Here is a 20081-nt window from a genome sequence, read left to right as displayed (position 1 = left end):
TCGAAAGGGGATGCCGGTCTCTGAAGCGGTATTGCCGGGGTTACCGTCCTCCCACACCGTGATGTCGTAGGTGAAGGTGGTCGGGTCGATTTCAAGGCGCACGCCGTACCAGGTGTCGGCCACGACATCCATGACGTGGTTCCAGCCTCCGGCGTGCGAGTGAGTGCCGATGGCGTTGCCGACGTCACCGCCGACACCGACCCACCACGCCACCTGATGCGCGGCGTTGTTGCCTCCGATGGCGGTCAAGACCTCGACGGTCGTTGAGCCGACGCGGAAGAAAAATGTCAGCTCCGCGGGCGCGTCAATTGGCCGAAAGTTGCGGCCGAAGCTGAAGGTGTAGTCGTCGAAGGTCGTTCTGACGAGCTCAACCGACCTCCCCGATGACCCGCGGTAGACGGTGTCATCGACCTGGATCGTGCCTGAGCGGCCGTTTTCCCACCATTGCCAGGCTGGAGGCGAGCCGGTCGTCTGCGAGTCGAAGTCATCGACGATCAACTGTGCGTCAGCATTGCCCGCCGGGAAAACCAGGAGGACAAACACAAAGAGCAGGACGGTCGATCGCATACTTTGCCTCCTCGTGGACGTCCCGGCGGTTTGAATCACGGCACTTCACTCGACCACTCCGTCGTGCCGCCGGATTCGAAACCGTCGGTGAAGATTTCCGGATCTAAAAACACCGCAGCAGTCTCCTCACAGGGGCCGCCCGGGTTAACCGTGACCCAGTACCATTGCCCGGAAGTCGAGTCGACATCAATGGTCGCGGTGGTCTCGCCCGTGCTCCAGAGGTAGCTGCCATAGCCTTCCGTGAGCGATAGCGTGAACGGACCCATACCGGTTCCGGAGATGTCGATGACCGGTTGGCTGCAGCCCGTATCCGCCGTGGTTGCCGTTACCTGAGCGCTGAAATCACTGTTCACCAGGTTGAGGTTGTCGGCGTGGGGATCGGTGTAGGTCACCACCGCGAGGTCGTAGCTCGTCCCCGGGTCGAGCCCGGTCACCGGAAACGTGAGGGTCGACTTCGACTCCGTCCAGCCGCCAGAGGTCCACACGCTGGTCCCGGTGGGGGAGGAGAAGACCTCGAAGCCCCCGGAATCTGTTGTGTAACTCACCGCATCCCAACTCAGCCAAACCGTATGGTTGCCGATCCGACTGACGGCCGGGTTCTCCGGAGGGATCGTCTGTGTGCTGGACCAATCATCGTGGTATTGCTTGTCATCGAGGAACGAGATCAGAGATGCGTTATCTGTGTGGAGGGCATTCCAACGGATTCGCAATCCATTCGAATCCAGCAAAGAGGTGAGGTTTTCGAGCTCCGTCGGGATTTCCCCGCTCAGTCGGTTCCCATACAGGTACAGCCGTTCCAGGACACTCAAATTTCCAAGCTGGGGCGGGATGCTCCCGGTCAGCCGGTTGTGTTCCAAGCGAAGCTCCAGCAAGGTGCCCGCCAAGCTGCCCAGCATCGGTGGGATGGCGCCGCTGAGCTGGTTGGAGCCCAGTTCCAGCACCTGTAGATTCGGGAGATCCCCCAACTCCGGGGGGATTCCTCCTGTGAATTGGTTGGATGTCAGTTCCAAGAAATAGAGATTTGAAAATGTCCCCAGGAACGAGGGAATGCTCCCGCTCAATTGGTTGAATTCCACGATGAAGCCATACAGGTTCGTCAGATTGCTGAGCTCCGGAGGGATGCTTCCGCTCAGCTGGTTGAAGCCCAGGTCCAGCCCCCATAAGTCCAGCGTCCCCAACTCCGACGGGATACTCCCGGTGAGCTGGTTACCGCTAAGAATCAAGTACCGCAACTTCGAAAGGTTTCCCAGCTCAGGCGGGATGCTTCCTGTCAGCTGGTTGTTATAGAGCCGAATATGCCCCAAGTTCGACAGGTTTCCCAACTCCTGTGGGATGCTCCCGGTCAGAGCGCAGTTGAAGGCCTCGAAATATTGCAGCAAGGCGAGGTTTTCCAGTTCGGGCGGGATGCTTCCGGTCAGGTGGGGATTGCCGAATAGCTTCAATATGATCAGTTGCTCGAGATTACCCAGTTCGGCCGGGAGTGTACCGTCGAGATTGGAGTACTGCAGTTCAAGGCTGCTCACACGATCAGAAGCGTTGCAAGACACCCCTTTCCATGTTGTGCACTCCGACCCTGTCGTTGCCGTGTCCCAGGTGGGGGGGGTCCACGAAGCACCGTTCGTCGCGTTGTAGAGCGCAATCAACGCGTCCCTTTCCGACGTCGGAATCTGGGCACGGGCAAAGCTAACCGGAATGAGTGTCAAACAAACGAGCAGGATGGGTTTGCGCACGAATAACCTCCTGATCTCTTGTACGGGTGATGAACTGTAAGAGCATTCTCTGGTGGCAGCATGATGTTGTCAACAAGAAATGAGGTCAGAGCTTGTTCGCCGGTTCCGGTGTTGTCGGCGAGGTACGTGCCCGGTGGGCAGGACAACGATCGCGACGAGGTGATCCGAATCACCGCCCCGAGCCGATTATGCGGTGGCAAAGCGTTCAAATGTGATGCACATCAAGACGCTGACACGGCCAGAGACCTACGTTTGAATCGTGGAGGTTGGGTCATGTCCAGAAACGGCTTCACATTGGTTGAACTCCTCGTGGGGATGGTGGTAGTCGGGACCCTTTCGGTTGTCGTGATCGGCAAGATCAACGGCGCCCAAGATGCCGCCACCACGACGGTCTGCCTCGCCAACATGGAGGCCTTCGCCTCCGAGATCGATCTGCTCAAGCCGACCGGGGATGCCCCGACGCAGGAGGATGTGCGTGAGTATCTCGGTTGGGGCGAAAATTACAAGGACTACTGGTATATCCCCAACAATGACGACTTCAACAACGGCCACGGCAACGACCTGGACGGTTGCGACGAAGAGAACCCGGGTAGCTCGCTGCCCGGACGCGACTGCATTCCGATGCGCTTCCTGATCGTGTGTAAACATGCGACGCACGGGAATAATAGCGACGCCAAATATTGCTTTCATCTCGGTGGTGGGATGCCGCCACAGATCGTAGCGTACAACGAGTTTCGCCACACCTATCTGCAGGATGCCAAGTGGTGGCCGAAGCAGGATCCCAACTTCGATCAGTGGATCGGCGCGGTACCCAAAGACAATTAGTCGACGAACGGAACCGCTAGCTCGAGCCGAAGCGTCCCTGGGCGTCGCGAACAGTCCTCAGATTTGCAGCGTGTCTGAAAGCGCAGATTTTCTGGCCGTCGAGAACCGATTCACTCCACGTAACACCACTCGAAGCCGTCCAGGCCGCCGTCGGTGAGGATCGTCCCGCCGGTGGCCCCCGGAAACTCATCGCACAGGCCATAGAAGACTTCTTCGCCGAGCGGATAGATGGCCAAGGTTCTCGGTCCGAACGACCGGACGATCTCGACCTTCTCCTCCGGCCTTCCCCCGGGACCGGCCAGGTTCTCGCCGCGAACTCCCGGCACCATTGCCCGGTAGGCCTGATGACCGAAATCCTCGGGATCACCGAAATTCGCGATGGTTCTCACGCTGCCGAGGTCGGCCGCAAGCCTGACGATGAGATCTCGGTTCTCGATCCAGTAAGGGCGCCCATGGCGGACAAAGGTCGTGTGCAGGTTCCACCACCAGGAGAGCGAGATCAGCACGGTGAACAGGAGGGCCGCGATCGCCGAGCGTGAGCGTCGCGCCGTGATCCACTCGATTCTCAGTACGCGGTCGATCGCCAGGGCCGGAAAGAGCAGGACGACGGATGTGATGCCGACGAGCCGGGGAGAGAAGGGGGCATCCACCGTCAGCAACCCCCCGACGACCATCGTGCCGAGAAACCAGATCCAGAGGAGCTGGCCCCCGGGCGTGCGGATCAGGAAGAGGGCGTAGACGAGGCCGGCGAGGAAGAACGGCAGCAGGAACGGGTCGATGAAACGGCCCTGCAGGCCGTACTGGCGAGAGGTGTCCCCGGCGCCGCCAATCAGGAGCTTCGACAGCTTGGTGGAATGCAACAGCAGGAGCGAGACCGGGTCGGATTCTTCGTAGGATCTCTCCAGGTGCTGGCGGTTGTACTCCGAGAAGAGAAACACCTTTGTCGTGCGCGAGGACGCGGAGACGGGGTCCTCGAGGTAGTGGGCGAACAGAGGGGCGACGGTGGCGAGAAACAGTACCGCGGAGAAGGTCAGCGCCATCAGCACCGTTTTTCCGAGCGTGCGATCGCTCAAAAGCCTTGCGATCGACCACGCGACGAGGAGGATCGGCAGCAGCCAGGCAGCGTAGTAGGTCTGCCAGGCGATGCCTGCAACCACCCCGGCACAGCCGAAGAGCACCGGACTGCGGCGGTCGAAGGCAATCACGAACAGCAGGATGGCGAGCGCGGTCAGGGAGGCCGCCTGCATGTAGTGGAATCCGGTGCGGCTGAAGTGCAGGTGCCAGTGAAATGGCGTCGTCATGATCAGCAGCAGCAACGCCGGCCGCACGCCGAAGAGTCGGCGAACGATCAGATAGGTGGCAATCAGGGAGATCAGGCCGAGGACCGCCGACGTGAGGCGCAGGACGAACAGTGTCGGGCCGAAGACCTTCATCGGAATGCTGGTGAGGAAGAAACCGAGATTCGGGCATCTGAACCAGCCGGTGTCGAAAAGAGAGGTGTCTCCGTCGAGGAAGCCGCGAGCCTCGAGCATGCAGCTCATCTCGTCGTTATGGAGAGGCACCGGAATGGTTTCGAGTGCGAAGATCCTGAGAAATGCTGCGATCAGAAGGATCACCAGCAGCGTGATGACTTCGGGACGTCGCCACGCCGGTTGCACCGAACCGGGGTTACCGAACACCGGGCGGCCGCGCGAGATCTGCCAACCGGCGATCGAAACCAGGATGAAGAACCATCCGATGATCCATCCGACGAGAGCGGCTACCCACTGGTCGTCGGAATCGTTGAAGCGTATGGCAACGGCGATACCGACCCCTCCGAGAAGGAGCGGTGCGAAGATGGTGGCAGCCACAACCGACCAGCCTGTCGAAGTCCGACTCACCGTTAACAGGGTATCGCAATGCTCCGGTTGAGGGTGGATTCTCTCCGGTGGACGTGGTGGAATATGCAGCACCGATCGGAGGACAGATGAAGAGAACAGCCGGCGCCCTCTCTCCACGTCTGAAATGGGTTCTCGTCGTTTTGCTCGTTCTGTGGGTCGTGTATCTGGTCGGAGTCAACTGGTTCGTGAACTCCGACCTGATGACCAAGATCGTGGCCAAGAACCCGGAGCGCACCAAGGTCAGCTGGGAAAGGGCCTGGACCGTCGTCCCCGGTCTCGTTCATGCCAGGGGGTTCAGCCTCTGGAAGCACACCCGTGGGATCGAGTGGAACCTGAAGGTCGACAAGGGGAGGGTGCTCGTCAATCTGCTGGCACTTCCGTTCGGGACCTTTCAGGCGCTGACCGCGAAGGCGAGCGGCATCGATTTCGAGCTCGGTAGGGCTGGCACCGTTCTGCCGCGGAAGAAAAAGACCAAGCCGGGCTTCCGGGTGTGGTTCGTCCGCGCCGCGGCGAACGACGTCAGGGCGGTGAAGGTCGGCGACTTCGAGCTGGAAGGCCCGCTGGAGGTCCGAGGTGGTCTCGATTCCCAGACCCGCGGACCGTTGCGGCTGCCGCGGACCCGGGTGAAGGTGAAATCGGGAACGCTGCGGAACGGTGACGTGGACCTCGCGCGGGAATTGAAGATCGACGCACGCGTGGCCATCGACCGGCATGTGCCGCGCGAGCATAAGGACACTGGGATCATTCCATTCGTCAGGGGACGCCTGGAGGTCGAGGGAGATGTCCAGGACCTCGCTTTTCTCAACGAGCTGGTGGACAGTGCGCAGTATCTCGAATTCCACGGCGGGTCGGGCATTGTCGCCGCCGACATACGGTTTGATCGTGGCGAAATAAAACCGACCAGCCGCCTGGTGACCGAAGAGGCTACCTACACGGTCGACTACCTCGACTACACGGCAACCGGCACTGGCCGTATTCGAGCCTTCAAGGCGGCTGATTCGGCAAAGCATGAACTCCTCCATGTCGAACTCGAGGACTTCGACCTCGCCCGCCGCGGCGAGGAACAGCCGCACGTCAGCGGAGACCATCTCACGCTGAGCGTCAGGAGGGCCGGTGGCGTGATGGTTCCGCGTGACCCGGACATGCCTCCGCCAGACCTCGTGGTCGACCTGCAGGAGTCCGAGGTGCCGGACCTGACCGTCTACAACCGCAATCTTCCGCAAGGCGGATCGATGCGCATCGTGTCGGGTTCTGGGACGGTGAAGGCCTACGTCGAAATACTGAGGTCTACTCATGAGGGGAGGGCCGAGGTTCGCCTGGTCGGTGACGATGTGGTGCTGGATTTCAAGGGGAAACGCGTGGTCGGAGACCTCGAGAGTATTTCCAGGGTTCAACTGGTGGACCCTGAGAATGGGACCTGGGACCCGGCTGGCACGAAGGTCGAGTTTCGCGACGCAGGCGCCTACGTCGAGGAATCCACGCCCTCGAGCCCGGGAGACTGGTGGGGTTCGGTGGAAATCACACAGGGCGCCGTCCGGGTCAGGCCACATCTGGAAGCGTCGGTCGATCTCGAAATCGAGGCCGAAAGTGCGGAGCCGATTTTCGCCCTTTTTGCCAAGACCCAGAAACGCGCGGATCAGATGGACCGACGAATCCAGACCGATGACATTTCAGGCAGTGCGAAGGTCGAAATGGACCAAGGAATGGTCGCGATCACCGATGTCCAGGTGGAGGGCGGGAAAGCGGCAATCCGCGCAGATCTCTGTATCGAGGATGGGTTGATGCACGGCCTGGTCCACGCCAGATACGGTGTCCTCGCGGCGGCGGCCGAGCTCCAGGGACAGAAGGAGACCCTGCACGTGACGAGCCCGAAGACGTGGTTCGAGAGGAACCACGAACAGTTCCGGTGCGGAAACTGATGGCCGGTTGAGGATGAAGGCGAAGCACCTCATGATTGCGGTGGTCGCCTTCGTTACCATGATCATCGTCATGACCCTGTTCGAGCGTTCGCTGATCTTCTTTCCGACCCGGTACCCGGACGGCCTGTGGGACACCGAGGCCGCAGCGCGGGGCAGCGGCTGCACCATCGACGACCAATTCTTCACGGCTTCGGATGGCGTCCAACTGCACGGGTGGTGGTGCCGGAGGCTCGACGCCCGGCCGGATCAGCCCGTCCTGCTGTTCTTTCACGGCAACGCCGGAAACCTCAGTCACCGAGCGGAGCTTTTGACCGCGCTCTCGAATCGCACCCCGGCATCGGTCTTCGTCGTGGGCTACCGAGGTTACGGCCGCAGCGAGGGCAGGCCGACCGAGGACGGGCTGTACACGGACGCCCGCGCGGCGTGGTCCTACCTGACCGGGGATCGTGGTGTCGATCCGGGACTGATAGTGATATTCGGCAAGTCTCTGGGTGGTGCCGTGGCTGTCGATCTTGCCGTCAGCGTCCCGGCGGCAGGGCTGATCGTCGAGTCGAGCTTCACATCGATTCGCGAAATGGCGAAAACCCACTATCCCTTCGTTCCGAGATTCCTGGTCGCCACGCGGATGGATTCAATCAAGAAGATCCCGGCGGTCGCCTGCCCGAAGCTCTTCATCCATTCGAAAACGGATGAGGTGGTTCCCTTCCGTCTCGGCCGCGAGCTCTTTGGTGCCGCAGGGGAGCCCAAGAGGTTTCACGAAGTCGTGGGAAGTGGCCACAACGAGACGTGGATTGTTGGCGGCGAGCCGTACTTCGACGCGTTGAGTGATTTCGTTGATGATGTAACCCGCCCGTGAGGAATTCTCAGTTTTCAATTCTCAATTCCCCTCCACCCCCCCAGAGCACAGGGAGGGTGGGCGGGAACTCACCGACAACAGCGCATCGTGGCCGTAGCTGAGGGGGTCGGCTCGAGGGCGGGTGGGAAGCGTACGGCCACGCGCTGGTGGTGGTGAGTCACGACGCCCGCAGGGCGTCCGTAATTCAAAATTCAAAATTCAAAACTGAGAATTTCTCCCCGGTGGATGGGCGGGAAATCCCACATCCGAAATGACATGATGACGGGCTCATTCGACGAGCCGAGTCAGAATGTCATCGCGAGTGAGCGAAGCGAGCCGAGGGATCTATGGGTTGCGAGCGTGGCATTCAGTTATCCGACATCGGAAGAGTCAAGAAGCCTCAATTCAGACAGGGCTTAGAAGATTTCCTCTACTTTCACTCCTTCTTCCGCATCTTCCGAAACTCCTTGCCCATCAGGTCGAGGGCCTTTTCGATGATCTTCTGGGCTTTGGCCGGGCTCGGGTCATCGGGGATGACACCTACGACTGCCCCGCGCCAGATCAGCTCCTCTGTATCGGGTCGCCAGATATCGATCACCAACGAGCCCTGGCTGAAGGAGGATAGGTCCATACCGCTGCCCCACAGAGGGCTCCACCACCACCCGGTGCTGTAGTGGTACTGGTACAACGTGACATTCATCTTCAGATCCTGACTCGCATCCGTGTGGTAGGTGACGAAGACATCCGGGTTTTCATCTTGCTCGACCCATTTCATGCCGCCGTCCTGGAGCTGTCGGATGATCAGGAGCTTGATCATCTCGTGCACTGGAGGCGCAGAGTCGACGACCGATGTATCGAGACTGTCGATATAGGTGAAGGTCTTGATCTCGGAGAAATCGGTGTTCTGGTCGTAACCCACGCGGGCTTTCATCTTGGACGCTGCCGCGAGTCCAGCGACGAGCAGAATGATGACGGTGATGATTGTCTTGCGCATCGGATCTCCCTTGTTGGTCAGATGGAGTTTAACCTGGTTATGCGGTCGCGCAATTCCTCGGTTTCGCGCTCGAGCAGCGGGTTCGCCTCGAGGGCCCTCTGCAGGCTGCTGGAAGCCTCGGAGGCCAGGGCAGAGCGGCTGCGTGGGTCGCTCTCCGCCTCCGCCTGGATGATCTTGAGCCAAGCTTCGGTGACCATCGCGTTGGCGAGCTCGGGATTACGCTCGAATGCTTCCTCGATGAGCCTGTTCCCTTCGACCAGATCCGCTCGTACGGATCGCCCCTGGCGGAGCTTCCACTCAGCGCGGCAGCGAGCGACCTCCGCGGCGCTCTGGTAGGCGGTCGCGTTTCGCGGGTTGGCGACCAGAGCCTTCGAGGCGGCGGCCTCGGCCGCATCCAGGTATCGGACCGGCGATTCGTTCATCTGCATCGCCCAAAGGGCGGCGGCCAACTCGACAGCGGTCAGCTCTGGATAAGCCCAGAAAATCTGGGGATTGAGTTCCAGCGCGCGCTGCAGGTCGGTGCGAGCGCGGTCCAGAGTAGCGCTGGGGTCGTTACCGATTGCCAGCTCGTATCTCGCGAGCCAGCGGCCGGCCAGGCCGCGGTTGGCCCAGGCGTAGGCGTAGTCCGGGTTGCGCTCGATCGCGCTGTCGAAGGCGGCGACGGCCCCGGAAAATGTGCCCGTCGGGTTCGCTCCAGTGCGAAGCTCGTAGATCCCGGTGCGCCACAGCGCGATGCCCCTGTTGTTGTAGGCGTTGGCGTAGGCCGGGTTGAGGTCGTTGGCGCGTTCGAAGGCCTCGACGGCGCGCTCGAGAGATGGTCTGGGATCAGTGCCGATGCCCATCTGGTAGCGGCCCAGAAGCTCCCACGCGTAGCCGAGGTCATCGTGCGCCAGGACGAACCCTGGGTCGATGGCGATCGCGGACTCGAAGCTCGACACGGCGTCGTTAAGTGTGGGGCGGGGGTCCTCCCCGCGAGCCATCTCGCCGAGGGCAGTGACAGTCAGGGCGCCACCGCGCGTGAAGAACGCCGGAACACTCTCGGGATCGAGCCCGATGGCGCGATCGGCGGCCGCGATCGCCTGGTCGAGGAATGGCCCGGAATCGCCGCCGCGGTCGTTCACCAGATCCGCCCAGCGCCAGTAGAGATGCGAGAGGCGCTCGTGCACGCTGGCCCGCTCGGGATCGATTGCCAGCGACCGGTCGCACGCGGCCACCGCCGAATTGAAGGGCTCGAGAACCTCTTCCCCTCGCCGACGCTGAAGCTCCATGATCTGCGTCCAACGGCCGCACTCTCCCTCGTACACGCTCGGGTCGGAGCGTGCGATGTTCGCTGCCAATGCGTACGCGCCGCCCGCCTCTTCAAGCATCTCGAGGGCCCCATCGGCATCGCCGTGAAGTGCGCGCCCGGCGCCCATTTCGAGGAGGATGTCGCCCTCGAGGCGCTTCGCCTCGTAGAGCCAGGCCTCCTCCGCGAAGGCTTGCCGGGTGGCCTCGAGAGCGCCGTCCAGGTCGCCGTCGAAGAACGCTATCAATGCCTCCGCATACCCCGTTCCCTCGATCGATGAACCGCTGCCCGAGCGGAGGTAGGTCAGCGCCGGATCGCGGAGCTGCTGTTCGATCTCCCGAATCCGCGCGGTTCGGAGATTCTCGTTCTCGAGTCGCCGAGCGAGCCCCAGTTCGCGTTGGTAGAGGCGGCCGAGCACCATGCCGAGGGCGTAGGAAACGCCTGGACCGGAGTAACCCCGGTCGATGGCAAGCTCGAGATGCTGCCGGGCCTTCTGGTCGTCGAGGAGCGTCAGATATCCCCTGCCGAGGGCGTAGTGTCCCGGGCCATCGCTGATCGAACCGAGCCGCGCCATCTCCGCTTCGATATCGAGCATTTGCTGGCGGATGACACCGCGCTCGGAAGTTCGATCGTGCAACGGCATCATCGCTGCCACCCGGGCAAAACCTTCGATTTCCTTGGCCCGCTCGGTCAGCGATTGAGCTATCGCGGCCTGCCGTCGCGTGCGGAGGATAGAACGCAGGGCGAGTGAACCGAGGGCCGCAAAGGACAGCGCGACGATGACCGCCGCGGCGACCAGTCCGGGATTCTTCCGGATCCATTTGTTGAGCTTGTAGAGGAGGCTGGCCGGACGTGCCGCGATCGGCTCCCGGCCGAGGAATCGTCTCAGGTCCTCGGAGACCTCACGCGCCGTGGCATACCGTCGATCCTGCTCCTTCTCGAGGCACTTGAGAACGATGGTTTCGAGATCTACCGGTATCGACGGATCAACACGGTGGGGAGGTAGAGGGTCCTTCTCCGTGACGCCCGCGACCACCTCGGGATAGGCGCCGGCGTACGGAGACTGGCCCGTGAGGAACCAGTAGAGGGTGGCGCCGATCCCGTAGACGTCGGTTCTCCGATCGAGCTTCGAGGTTTCTCCCCGTACCTGCTCGGGCGAGCAAAAGGCGGGTGTGCCGAGAACCATCCCGGAGATGGTCAGATCGTGCGGCGTGTCGACCTCGCGAGCGATACCGAAATCGACCACGTACGGGTGCCAGGCACCTTCGGGGGTGCAGTCTACGAGGATGTTGGCCGGCTTGATGTCTCGATGGATGAGGCCGGCTTGGTGGGCGGCGTGGAGAGCATCCGCCACGTCGACCATGATTTCGACCTTTTCCTGGATACCGACGAGATCGGCGATTTCCTTGATCGAACCGCCAGCAACGTACTGCATGGCGATATAGGAGTGCCCACCGGCCTCGCCGACCTCGTAGACCGGGCACAGGTTCTCGTGCTCGACCTTGGCCTGAACCTTGGCTTCTCGCAGGAACCGTTTGACCTGCTCGGGATCGTCCCGGCGAAGGAACTTGAGGGCCACGTGCCGTCCGAGCCGGGGATCCCGCGCCTTGAATACATCGCCCATGCCGCCGCGGCCGATGAATTCCACGAACTCGTAGCGGTCCCAACCGGAAACGGGAAAGACCTCGAACGGGTCGCTGCTCATTTGCGGATCGATATTGCCGCCGGAGTCCGACGGAGGGCGGGGAAACCAATCCTCGTCTTCATAGCCGAGTTCGCGCGCGAGGCGGGCGAGGGTGTCATTCCTCAGCAGCTCATCCGGGATGACGAGCTCGAGTGACGCATCGTCACTGTCGTAGAGGCCGGCGGAGAGCAGACGCTCGCGCACCTGGACAATCGTCGACTCGGCCTGGTCGTGGGAGATGAAACCACGGTCGGCGGCGAGGCGCAAAACCTGCTCGGCTGCGGTCGCCGGGTTCGGTCGCCGATCGTGATTTTCAGCCGTCATCGTGTCCGTCTCGGTAGACTATAGCGCGCCCACCCGCCCGACCGATACTCGATTCTCGTCGCTCGAAGTTCGATCCGCCCACGCACCCCCCAAAATCCTCCTTCGACAGAACGGCAGGCTCGGCAACTCGGACCTCGACTCTCAAGCATCGACTCTCGAGAATCGAGTATCGAGAATCGAGTGACCAGTATCGAGCATCCAGCGCGAGCTCACTCGATGATCGACGCCTTAGTGATGTAGTCCAGCTCCGGGAACTCCGCTTTCAGATAAGGGTTTCCCCGACGAAACAGCTTCGACTGGGCAGGACCCTTGCCACTCGGCTCCCCCTCGCCGTAGCCGCCGTAGAGCGCCTTCACCGATTCGTAACCCTCGACCACCTTGCCGAAGGGCGCGAATCCGCTTTTGTCGAGGTAGGAGTTGTCGGCATAGTTGATGAAGAATTGTGTGCTGCGCGTGTTAGGTTGACCGCCCATCGCAAAGGTGACCATTCCCGTCGTGTTGGACTGCTTGACGGGATCGTCTTTGATGCGCGAGCTCAGCCAGGCTCGTGACACGGTCGGGTCGCCGTGGAAGCCGGCCTGGGCCATGAATCCCTTGATGACCCTGAAAAAGGCGACGTCGGTGAAATACCCGACCTTGACCAGGTTGTAGAAACGGTCGGCACCGCGTGGTGCCCACTCCCGGTGGACCTCGATGACGAAATCGCCGGCGGTGGTTTCCATCTTGACCCGGTAGAGATCAGGGGCCTTCCCCGTGGCCAGACTGGGGTCGAGCAGCGCAGGGTTTGCCTTCGATTGCGTGGCCTCGTCTTCGGCGAACGAGACGCCCCCGATTCCGATGGTCAGCGTGACAAGCAACAGGGTGATGGCGAAACAGCGGCACGATTTCATCTGGCACTCCTTGTGGCCGGCATTGTAGCTGGTTCCCGGAAGTCGATCCCGAACCCGAACCCGATCCCGGAAATATCGAACGGAGGTTCAGCGCTATTTACGTTGTGAGCGGGATCGGGAGCGGAAACGTGGCTGAAGACCGAATTCTGAGGAGGCACGATGAGCAAAGCGAAGGTAGTAGAAGGAAAAAAGGCTCCAGACTTCACGCTGTTGGACCAGGACGAGAAGAAGGTCGCGCTGTCTGATTTTGCAGGTCAGTGGGTGGTGCTCTATTTCTATCCGAAGGATGACACGCCCGGCTGCACTACCGAGGCCTGCGAGTTCACCGAAGGTATTCAGGACTTCAATGGGATGAACGCGATCGTACTGGGCTGCAGCCCGGACTCGCCCGAGAAGCATCGGAAGTTCATCGCCAAGTACGACCTCGGTGTTCGGCTGTTGAGCGACCCTGAGCACGGGGTCATGGAGGCCTACGGCGCATGGGGGGAGAAGAACCTCTACGGTAAGGTCACGGTCGGCGTCATCCGATCGACGGTCATCATCGACCCGGAGGGCGTTGTCGCTCACCAATGGAAGCGGGTCAAGGCGAAGGGCCACGCCGAGAAGGTCCGCGAACGCTTGGAACAGCTTCAACGTTGAACACGGAATTCTGATTTCTGAATTCCGCCCTCCTACCCCGTGATTCATCTCAGAGCCGGGGGGGGGTGGAGGAATTCCGAAATCCGAATTCGTGTTCGCGCAACCTAACACCGCCTTTCCACGTACACAAAGGAGAGCGTCGAAACACATCAACACCAACTGGTGCGATGCAGGTGTGGGGTAATGAACATGAAGAAGAAACTGCTCATAGGGCTCCCAATAATTGCGGTCATCGTGGTCGCGGGTCTGACTCTGGCGACGCGCCGGGGCGGTGTGGAGGGCATCGAGGTCGAGACTGAGGACGTCGGCCGTCGTCAGGTGGTGCAGACCGTGACGGCCACCGGCAAGATCCAACCGATGATCCAGGTGAATATTTCGGCCGATGTGAGCGCCAAGATCACGCGCCTCGAGGTCGAGGAGGGCGAGTGGGTCGAGCAGGGGACGTTGCTTGTCGAGCTCGACCGAGAGCGGTACCTGGCCGCGGTCGAAAGCGCTCAGGCAAATCTCTCTGCTGCACAGGCGAACGCCAACCTGGCTCGCGAGAACATGGTGAAGGCGGAGAAGGACTACGAGCGCACGAAAGAGCTCTTCGACCGTAATCTGGAGTCACAATCCGTGCTCGATACGGTGTATGCGGCCGCCGAGGTGGAGAAGGCGCGTTACCAATCGGCGCTCGACCAGGGACAACAGGCGCGGGCGGCGCTTCGCCAGGCTCGCGACGATCTGGCCAAGACGACAATCTACGCCCCGATGTCGGGTACGGTGAGCAAGCTCAACAAGGAAATCGGGGAGATCGCCCTCGGTTCGCAGTTTCAGGAAGACGTGATTCTCGAGATCTCGAACCTGGAGGGGATGGAAGCGCTGGTCGACATCGACGAGAACGATATCGTGTCGGTCTCGATCGGTGACGAGGCGGAGATCGAGGTTGACGCGCTGCCGGATGTCAAGCTCAAGGGGAAGGTGACCGAGATCGCCAACAGCGCGAAATCTTCGGGTCTGGGCACCACCGACGAGAAGACTGAGTTCGAGGTCAAGGTGGCGATCATCGACCCGGTCGACGAACTCCGACCGGGGATGACTGCATCGGCGGAAATAGTGACGGATGTTTGCGAGGACTGCCTCAGCGTTCCGATCCAGAGCGTCGCCGTCCGCACCCTCGAACAGCTTGGTGCCGAGCAGACCGGCGAGGGTGAGGAGGCGCGTTTCACCCCCGACTCCGAGGGCTTTGTCGAGATCGTTTGGATCGTCAAGGACGGCCGTGCCGAGGCCCGCCAGGTCAAGACCGGCATTCAGAGCGAGACGTACATCGAAATAGCCGACGGGCTCGAGGAGGATGTACAGGTGGTCACCGGCAACTACCGAGCCATCAGTCGGGATTTGAAGGACGGATCGATGGTCTCACTTGGTGGTGACGAAAAGAAGGGATGAGGCGATGACCCTCGAGCTTCGCTCGGTTGAGAAGATCTACGACATGAACTCGGTCGGCGTGCACGCGTTGCGCGGAGTTTCTTTCGATGTCGCGGAGAACGAGTACGTCGCGATCATGGGACCCTCGGGCTCCGGCAAGTCGACTTTGATGAACATCATCGGCTGTCTCGATGTGCCAACGTCGGGGACATACCGGCTCGATGGTGCAGACGTCGGAACGCTGGGCGAGGATGAGCTGGCAGAGATCCGAAACGAAAAGATCGGCTTCGTCTTCCAGACCTTCAATCTATTAGCTCGTTCAGATGTCTTTCACAACGTTGAACTGCCGCTGATTTACGCCGGGATCCGACCGGCAAAACGCAAGCAGCTCGCCGAAGAGGCGATCGCCAAGGTGGGCCTCGCGGATCGCATGAAGCACCGGCCCAATGAGCTTTCTGGTGGGCAGCGCCAACGCGTGGCGATCGCACGGGCGTTGGTCAACCAACCTTCGATACTCCTGGCTGACGAACCGACCGGAAATCTCGACAGCAACACTGGCGCCGAGATCATGGAGGTCTTCGATGGTTTGCACGCGGAGGGCAACACGATCATCCTGGTGACCCACGAAGACGACATCGCGAGCCACGCCCATCGGGAGATTCGACTCCTGGATGGCCTGATTGCCAGCGACAGCTTTCAGTCCGAGGCGGCATGAACAGCCCGCATATCTCGCCACCCTTCTGCTGCGGCTGGGAATCCGCGGCAATCTACGTCGTTCGCTCGCATCGGGCTGCTCGACGTAGCGTCGAGTACGACTCCGTAGCCCTCAGGTTACAGACACCACATCTCACCGCGGCTTTGCGGCCTCGCGACAAAAGGTGGTGAGGTATGCGGGCTCGGCTCCACAGTTCGGCGGAGGCGCTCAAGATCGCATTTGCGGCGCTCAGGGCCAACAAGGCCCGGGGAATCCTGACCACCCTGGGAATCATCATCGGAATCGTGGCCGTGGTAACGACCATGACGGCGGCCAACGGCCTCGCCAATAACTTCCGTGAAAGCGTGTCGGTGCTCGGCACCGATGTGCTCTATGTCTCTCGGGTTCCCTGGATATTTCAGGGTCGTTTCTTCCAGTTCCGCAATCGTCCAAACCTCAGTCTCAAGGACAGCGAGAAGCTCTCCCGGCGGCTCCCCCGCGGGGTGGCGGTGAACCCCACCGACGATACTCGACGGCCGATCAAATATATGTCTGAGGTGATCGAAAACGCCACCGTCATTGGCACCACTCACAAGCACATGTTGGTTTCCAGCGCGGTGCCGGAGTACGGGCGATTTCTGACCGAACACGACGTCGAGTTCAAACGTCACGTGTGCGTGATCGGCACGACGATGCGCGAGCAGCTGTTCGGGGATGTGGACCCGATCAACAAGAAGATCAAGGTCGGGAGAGCGGATTTCCGCGTTGTCGGGGTCATGGAGAAGCAGGGGAGCGCCGGATTCTTTGGAGGACCCGATTTCGACAGCCAGGTCTTCGTGCCTGTGACGACCTTTGTCAGGGAGTTCGGTGGCCGGCAACGCAGCTTCGATTTCGCCGTCAAGGCGCCGCCGGGCGCGGATGTCGAGGACTTCGAGTATGAGGTCGTCGGCGAGATGCGAAAAATCCGGCGCCTCGCACCGAATGAAGAGGACGACTTCGCGATAAACAAGATGGACTCCCTTCTCGAAGCGTTCAATAACGTCATGGGAGTGGTGCTGATGATCGGCATGGCGGTGACGGGGATCTCTCTTTTCGTCGGCGGTGTCGGCGTGATGAACATCATGTTCGTATCGGTCACCGAACGCACGCGGGAGATCGGGATTCGAAAAGCTATCGGCGCAAAGCGCCGAGCCATCCTGCTACAGTTTTTACTCGAATCTTCGGCTATCTGTCTGATCGGCGGGGCAATCGGGGTCGCGCTCTCGTTTGGCGTCGCCGTCGCCATCGATCGCTTTCTGCTTCCGGCCAGTGTTTCGATGCCGATCGTGGTGATTGCGTTGACGGTGTCGGTGGCGGTAGGCGTGATCTCCGGCTTCATACCCGCCTGGCGTGCGTCGCGGCTCAACCCGATCGACGCACTGCATTACGAGTAGAGAAAGGGCCTGGACGTGACCTGGACAGAATCCTTCAAAATGGCCATCTCCGCCATCGGAGCGCACAAGCTGCGTTCGATACTCACCCTCGTCGGAATCATTGCCGGCGTGGCAGCGATCATCTCGGTGATGACCGGGGTTTCGGTGGTACAGAGCCAGATGGAAGCCGAACTCAGCGTTCTCTCGAACCGAACCTTTCAAATCACCAAGTTCCCGATGGGCGGTTTCAACAACAACCGCAACATCAACTTCAGAGAGATGGCGAAATGGCCTCCGCTGACCATGGAACACGTCTACGCCATCCGGGAACGGGCGAAGTCGGTTGATCTGGTCGGTGCCGAGCTCTGGCATTACAACACGCGAGTCAGCTTTCGCGACAGGTCCACCGAAGCCAACAACATGGTTTGCGGAGGGACGCCGGAGTACCCGGAAAATAATACCCACTATGTGGAGCTCGGGCGAAACCTGAGCGAGGAAGACGTGGTGATCGGCCGGCGGGTCGTCGTGCTCGGACACGCCATCGCAGAGGAGCTCTTTCCCTTCACCGACCCGGTGGGACAGACGGTCAAGGTCGATGGCCACAAGTTCACGGTTCAGGGCGTGTTCGCGGAACGTAAATCGGCCATGGGTGGTCGGTTCGACCAATACGTCCTGATGCCGATCTCGGTGTGGATGGAGATGTACGGCTCACGTGATGAGGCCGGGCGCCCACGCTCGATTTTCATCACGGTGCGCTCGCGTTACGGCGTCCCGCTCGAAGAGGCGCTGGAGGAAACCAGGTCCGTGCTGCGGGCAGCTCGCGGTTTGAGTCCGCGCGATCGTGACACCTTTCACTGGTTTACCACCGATTCACAAATTCGCGCATTCAACGATGCTACCGCGGGGCTCAAAACCGCCGCGTTCGTGCTCGGGATCATCGCCCTGGTTGTGGCCGGCATCGGCATCATGAACATCATGTTGGTGTCGGTCACCGAACGCACCAGGGAGATCGGCATTCGCAAGGCGCTGGGCGCGAAACGGCCGGCAATTTTGCTCCAGTTCCTGATGGAGGCCATCGTCCTGTGCAATATCGGTGGTGTCATCGGTGTGTTGTTGGGCTTCGGACTCGGCAACATCGTCACGCTGTTCACCGATTTCGCCGTTCATGTTCCTGTGGAGTGGGCCGTCCGCGGGGTGATCTTCTGCTCGGTGGTTGGTCTGGTCTTCGGGATGTGGCCTGCGATTCGAGCCTCCCGCCTGGCGCCGATCGAAGCGCTCAGATACGAGTAGCCCACCCGATATTCAGCAACGACTTCGGACGAATCACCCCCCCCTGTCTGCGGAAACGGCTATGATGGCACCGAAGAGAACCGGGTGACGTCTGGAGATCGGGATCCATGACCTGGATCGAGTCCGTCAAGATGGCTGTCTCCGCGATCGGAGCGCACAAGTTGCGTTCGATCCTGACGCTTGTCGGTATCATCGCGGGGGTCGCGGCGATCATCGCTGTCATGACCGGCGTGTCGGTGGTTCAGTCAACCATGGAGCGAGAGCTCAGCGTACTGTCGAATCGTACGTTCCAGATCCAGAAGGAGCCACGCGGCAACTTCAACGATAACCGGGACGTGAACTTCCGCGAAATCGCACGCTGGCCCCCGCTCACTTTGGAGGATGCGTACGCGATCAGGGAGGGTGTGAAATCGGTCGATCTCGTCGGGGCCGAGCTCTGGCACTACAACGCGCGAGTGAGCTTTCGGGACAACTCCACCGAGGCCAGCTGCTTCATTTGTGGGGGGACCCCGGAGTACCCGGAAAACAACACCCACTACGTCGAGCTCGGCCGCAACATTTCTGAAGAAGACGTGATGATCGGCCGAAAGGTAGCGGTCATCGGCTTCGGCATCGCACAGGAGTTGTTTCCGTTCATCGATCCGATCGGCAAGAAGATCAAGGTAGACGGTCACAAATACACGGTCCAGGGTGTGTTCCAGGAACGAAAGTCGGCGTTCGGCGGTCGGTTCGATCAATATGTGCTTGTCCCGATCACAGCCTGGCTGGGAAGTTACGGGTCTCGCGACGAGCCGGGGACCCAACGCTCGATCTACATCACGGTGCGGTCAGCACCCGACGTCGAGCTTCAGGATGCCATCGAGGAGACCCGTGCGGTCCTGCGCACGGCTCGCGGAGTGAGCCCGCGCGACCGCGACAATTTCTTCTACTTCACGACCGACTCCGAAATCAGGGCCTTCAATCAGGCCACCGCTGGCCTCAAGACGACGGCGTTCGTGCTGGGAATCGTGGCCCTCATCGTGGCCGGCATCGGCATCATGAACATCATGCTGGTTTCGGTCACCGAGCGCACCAAGGAGATCGGCATCCGAAAAGCGCTTGGCGCAAAGCGTCGTGTGATCCTCCTTCAGTTCCTGATGGAGGCGGTGGTCCTCTGTAATATCGGCGGCATCATCGGGGTCATGGTCGGGTTCGGCCTCGGCAATATCGTCACGTTGTTCACCGATTTCTACGTCCACGTGCCGATGGAGTGGGCGGTTCGGGGCGTGGTCTTCTGCTCCGTGGTTGGCCTGGTTTTCGGGATGTGGCCAGCAATTCGGGCTTCACGACTCGCGCCGATCGACGCCCTCCGATACGAGTAGAACCGAGGAACTCCCCAAAAAAGCCGTAGGGGCGGGTTCCACCCGCGCCGCGGGGTGCGGCGGGGTGCCACGTTCACCATTGCACCATTGTCGGCGGGGTGCCACGTTCACCATTGCACCATTGTCCGGGCACTCAAGCAACACCCCCGGGGCACAATGGTGCAATGGTGAACGTGGTACCTCAGTGAACGTGGCACCTCAGTGAGCAATTTGCGGGGATTTCGGCCGAAGGAACACTCTACAGACGAACTGTTTCGAAGCTCGCGGAAGGCGCAGGCCGAGGCGTATCCGCCACCTACAGAAATCCGCGCGAATTGCTTGAAAAATATTTCACAAACGGACGGA

At 60.8% G+C, this 20081-nt stretch carries 15 protein-coding genes; 9 read left to right on the top strand and 6 right to left on the bottom strand.

What is annotated here, in order from left to right:
* Together LJE93_06420 and LJE93_06415 are read right to left on the bottom strand one after the other, a co-directional pair.
* A partial coding sequence (locus LJE93_06420) for a hypothetical protein (protein ID MCG6948534.1) occupies positions 1-567 on the bottom strand: 567 nt, incomplete at its 3' end.
* Positions 568-602: 35 nt separating this feature from the next.
* The gene (locus tag LJE93_06415; GenBank protein ID MCG6948533.1) at positions 603-2297 is read right to left on the bottom strand and encodes a fibronectin type III domain-containing protein; all 1695 of its coding nucleotides are present in this window, start codon (positions 2295-2297) and stop codon (positions 603-605) included.
* A 273-nt stretch (positions 2298-2570) separates the two neighbouring features.
* Here LJE93_06415 and LJE93_06410 point away from each other — a divergent pair, with 273 nt between their 5' ends.
* Positions 2571-3122: a prepilin-type N-terminal cleavage/methylation domain-containing protein gene (locus LJE93_06410; protein MCG6948532.1), complete on the top strand. Its 552-nt coding sequence runs from the start codon at positions 2571-2573 to the stop codon at positions 3120-3122.
* Positions 3123-3232: 110 nt separating this feature from the next.
* Here LJE93_06410 and LJE93_06405 read toward each other — a convergent pair whose 3' ends face one another.
* Positions 3233-5002 (bottom strand): glycosyltransferase family 39 protein, encoded by a 1770-nt coding sequence (locus LJE93_06405; protein MCG6948531.1) that lies wholly within the window; start codon positions 5000-5002, stop codon positions 3233-3235.
* A gap of 86 nt (positions 5003-5088) precedes the next feature.
* On the opposite strand from LJE93_06405, the gene LJE93_06400 reads away from it, so the two are divergent.
* Complete coding sequence (locus LJE93_06400; GenBank protein MCG6948530.1) at positions 5089-6921, top strand: hypothetical protein; 1833 nt, start codon at positions 5089-5091, stop codon at positions 6919-6921.
* Positions 6922-6934: 13 nt separating this feature from the next.
* Positions 6935-7777, top strand: a complete 843-nt coding sequence (locus tag LJE93_06395; protein ID MCG6948529.1) for an alpha/beta hydrolase — start codon at positions 6935-6937, stop codon at positions 7775-7777.
* A gap of 415 nt (positions 7778-8192) precedes the next feature.
* Here LJE93_06395 and LJE93_06390 read toward each other — a convergent pair whose 3' ends face one another.
* The 3 genes from LJE93_06390 to LJE93_06380 form a co-directional block, all read right to left on the bottom strand.
* The gene (locus tag LJE93_06390) at positions 8193-8750 is read right to left on the bottom strand and encodes a DUF4136 domain-containing protein (GenBank protein MCG6948528.1); all 558 of its coding nucleotides are present in this window, start codon (positions 8748-8750) and stop codon (positions 8193-8195) included.
* Between the two features lie 17 nt (positions 8751-8767).
* Positions 8768-12043, bottom strand: a complete 3276-nt coding sequence (locus tag LJE93_06385) for a protein kinase (GenBank protein MCG6948527.1) — start codon at positions 12041-12043, stop codon at positions 8768-8770.
* Positions 12044-12252: 209 nt separating this feature from the next.
* Positions 12253-12933, bottom strand: coding sequence for a peptidylprolyl isomerase (locus LJE93_06380; protein ID MCG6948526.1), 681 nt, complete (start codon positions 12931-12933; stop codon positions 12253-12255).
* 159 nt (positions 12934-13092) lie between these two features.
* Here LJE93_06380 and bcp point away from each other — a divergent pair, with 159 nt between their 5' ends.
* The 6 genes from bcp (at position 13093) to LJE93_06350 (ending at position 19736) form a co-directional block, all read left to right on the top strand.
* Positions 13093-13572: a thioredoxin-dependent thiol peroxidase gene (gene bcp / locus LJE93_06375; GenBank protein ID MCG6948525.1), complete on the top strand. Its 480-nt coding sequence runs from the start codon at positions 13093-13095 to the stop codon at positions 13570-13572.
* 189 nt (positions 13573-13761) lie between these two features.
* Positions 13762-15000 carry an efflux RND transporter periplasmic adaptor subunit gene (locus LJE93_06370; protein ID MCG6948524.1) on the top strand — a complete coding sequence of 413 codons (1239 nt, stop codon included), beginning with the start codon at positions 13762-13764 and terminating at the stop codon, positions 14998-15000.
* 43 nt (positions 15001-15043) lie between these two features.
* The gene (locus LJE93_06365) at positions 15044-15694 is read left to right on the top strand and encodes an ABC transporter ATP-binding protein (GenBank protein MCG6948523.1); all 651 of its coding nucleotides are present in this window, start codon (positions 15044-15046) and stop codon (positions 15692-15694) included.
* Between the two features lie 173 nt (positions 15695-15867).
* The gene (locus LJE93_06360; GenBank protein MCG6948522.1) at positions 15868-17106 is read left to right on the top strand and encodes an ABC transporter permease; all 1239 of its coding nucleotides are present in this window, start codon (positions 15868-15870) and stop codon (positions 17104-17106) included.
* A 15-nt stretch (positions 17107-17121) separates the two neighbouring features.
* Entirely contained in the window at positions 17122-18375 is a 1254-nt protein-coding gene (locus tag LJE93_06355; protein MCG6948521.1) for an ABC transporter permease, read from the top strand.
* A gap of 107 nt (positions 18376-18482) precedes the next feature.
* Entirely contained in the window at positions 18483-19736 is a 1254-nt protein-coding gene (locus LJE93_06350; GenBank protein ID MCG6948520.1) for an ABC transporter permease, read from the top strand.
* Positions 19737-20081: the final 345 nt, after the last annotated feature.

Source organism: Acidobacteriota bacterium (assembly GCA_022340665.1).
GTDB lineage: Bacteria > Acidobacteriota > Thermoanaerobaculia > Thermoanaerobaculales > Sulfomarinibacteraceae > Sulfomarinibacter.
The sequence above is the reverse complement of the archived record's forward strand: the minus strand, read 5'-3'. Positions and strand labels throughout refer to the sequence as shown.

Bases quoted from the DNA above. Each gene is read 5' to 3' on its own strand.
- LJE93_06410 (MCG6948532.1), top strand. From the start codon at position 2,571: ATGTCCAGAAACGGCTTCACATTGGTTGAACTCCTCGTGGGGATGGTG.
- LJE93_06400 (MCG6948530.1), top strand. From the start codon at position 5,089: ATGAAGAGAACAGCCGGCGCCCTCTCTCCACGTCTGAAATGGGTTCTC.
- LJE93_06395 (MCG6948529.1), top strand. From the start codon at position 6,935: ATGAAGGCGAAGCACCTCATGATTGCGGTGGTCGCCTTCGTTACCATG.
- LJE93_06390 (MCG6948528.1), bottom strand. From the start codon at position 8,750: ATGCGCAAGACAATCATCACCGTCATCATTCTGCTCGTCGCTGGACTC.
- LJE93_06385 (MCG6948527.1), bottom strand. From the start codon at position 12,043: ATGACGGCTGAAAATCACGATCGGCGACCGAACCCGGCGACCGCAGCC.
- LJE93_06380 (MCG6948526.1), bottom strand. From the start codon at position 12,933: ATGAAATCGTGCCGCTGTTTCGCCATCACCCTGTTGCTTGTCACGCTG.
- bcp (MCG6948525.1), top strand. From the start codon at position 13,093: ATGAGCAAAGCGAAGGTAGTAGAAGGAAAAAAGGCTCCAGACTTCACG.
- LJE93_06370 (MCG6948524.1), top strand. From the start codon at position 13,762: ATGAAGAAGAAACTGCTCATAGGGCTCCCAATAATTGCGGTCATCGTG.
- LJE93_06365 (MCG6948523.1), top strand. From the start codon at position 15,044: ATGAACTCGGTCGGCGTGCACGCGTTGCGCGGAGTTTCTTTCGATGTC.
- LJE93_06360 (MCG6948522.1), top strand. From the start codon at position 15,868: ATGCGGGCTCGGCTCCACAGTTCGGCGGAGGCGCTCAAGATCGCATTT.
- LJE93_06350 (MCG6948520.1), top strand. From the start codon at position 18,483: ATGACCTGGATCGAGTCCGTCAAGATGGCTGTCTCCGCGATCGGAGCG.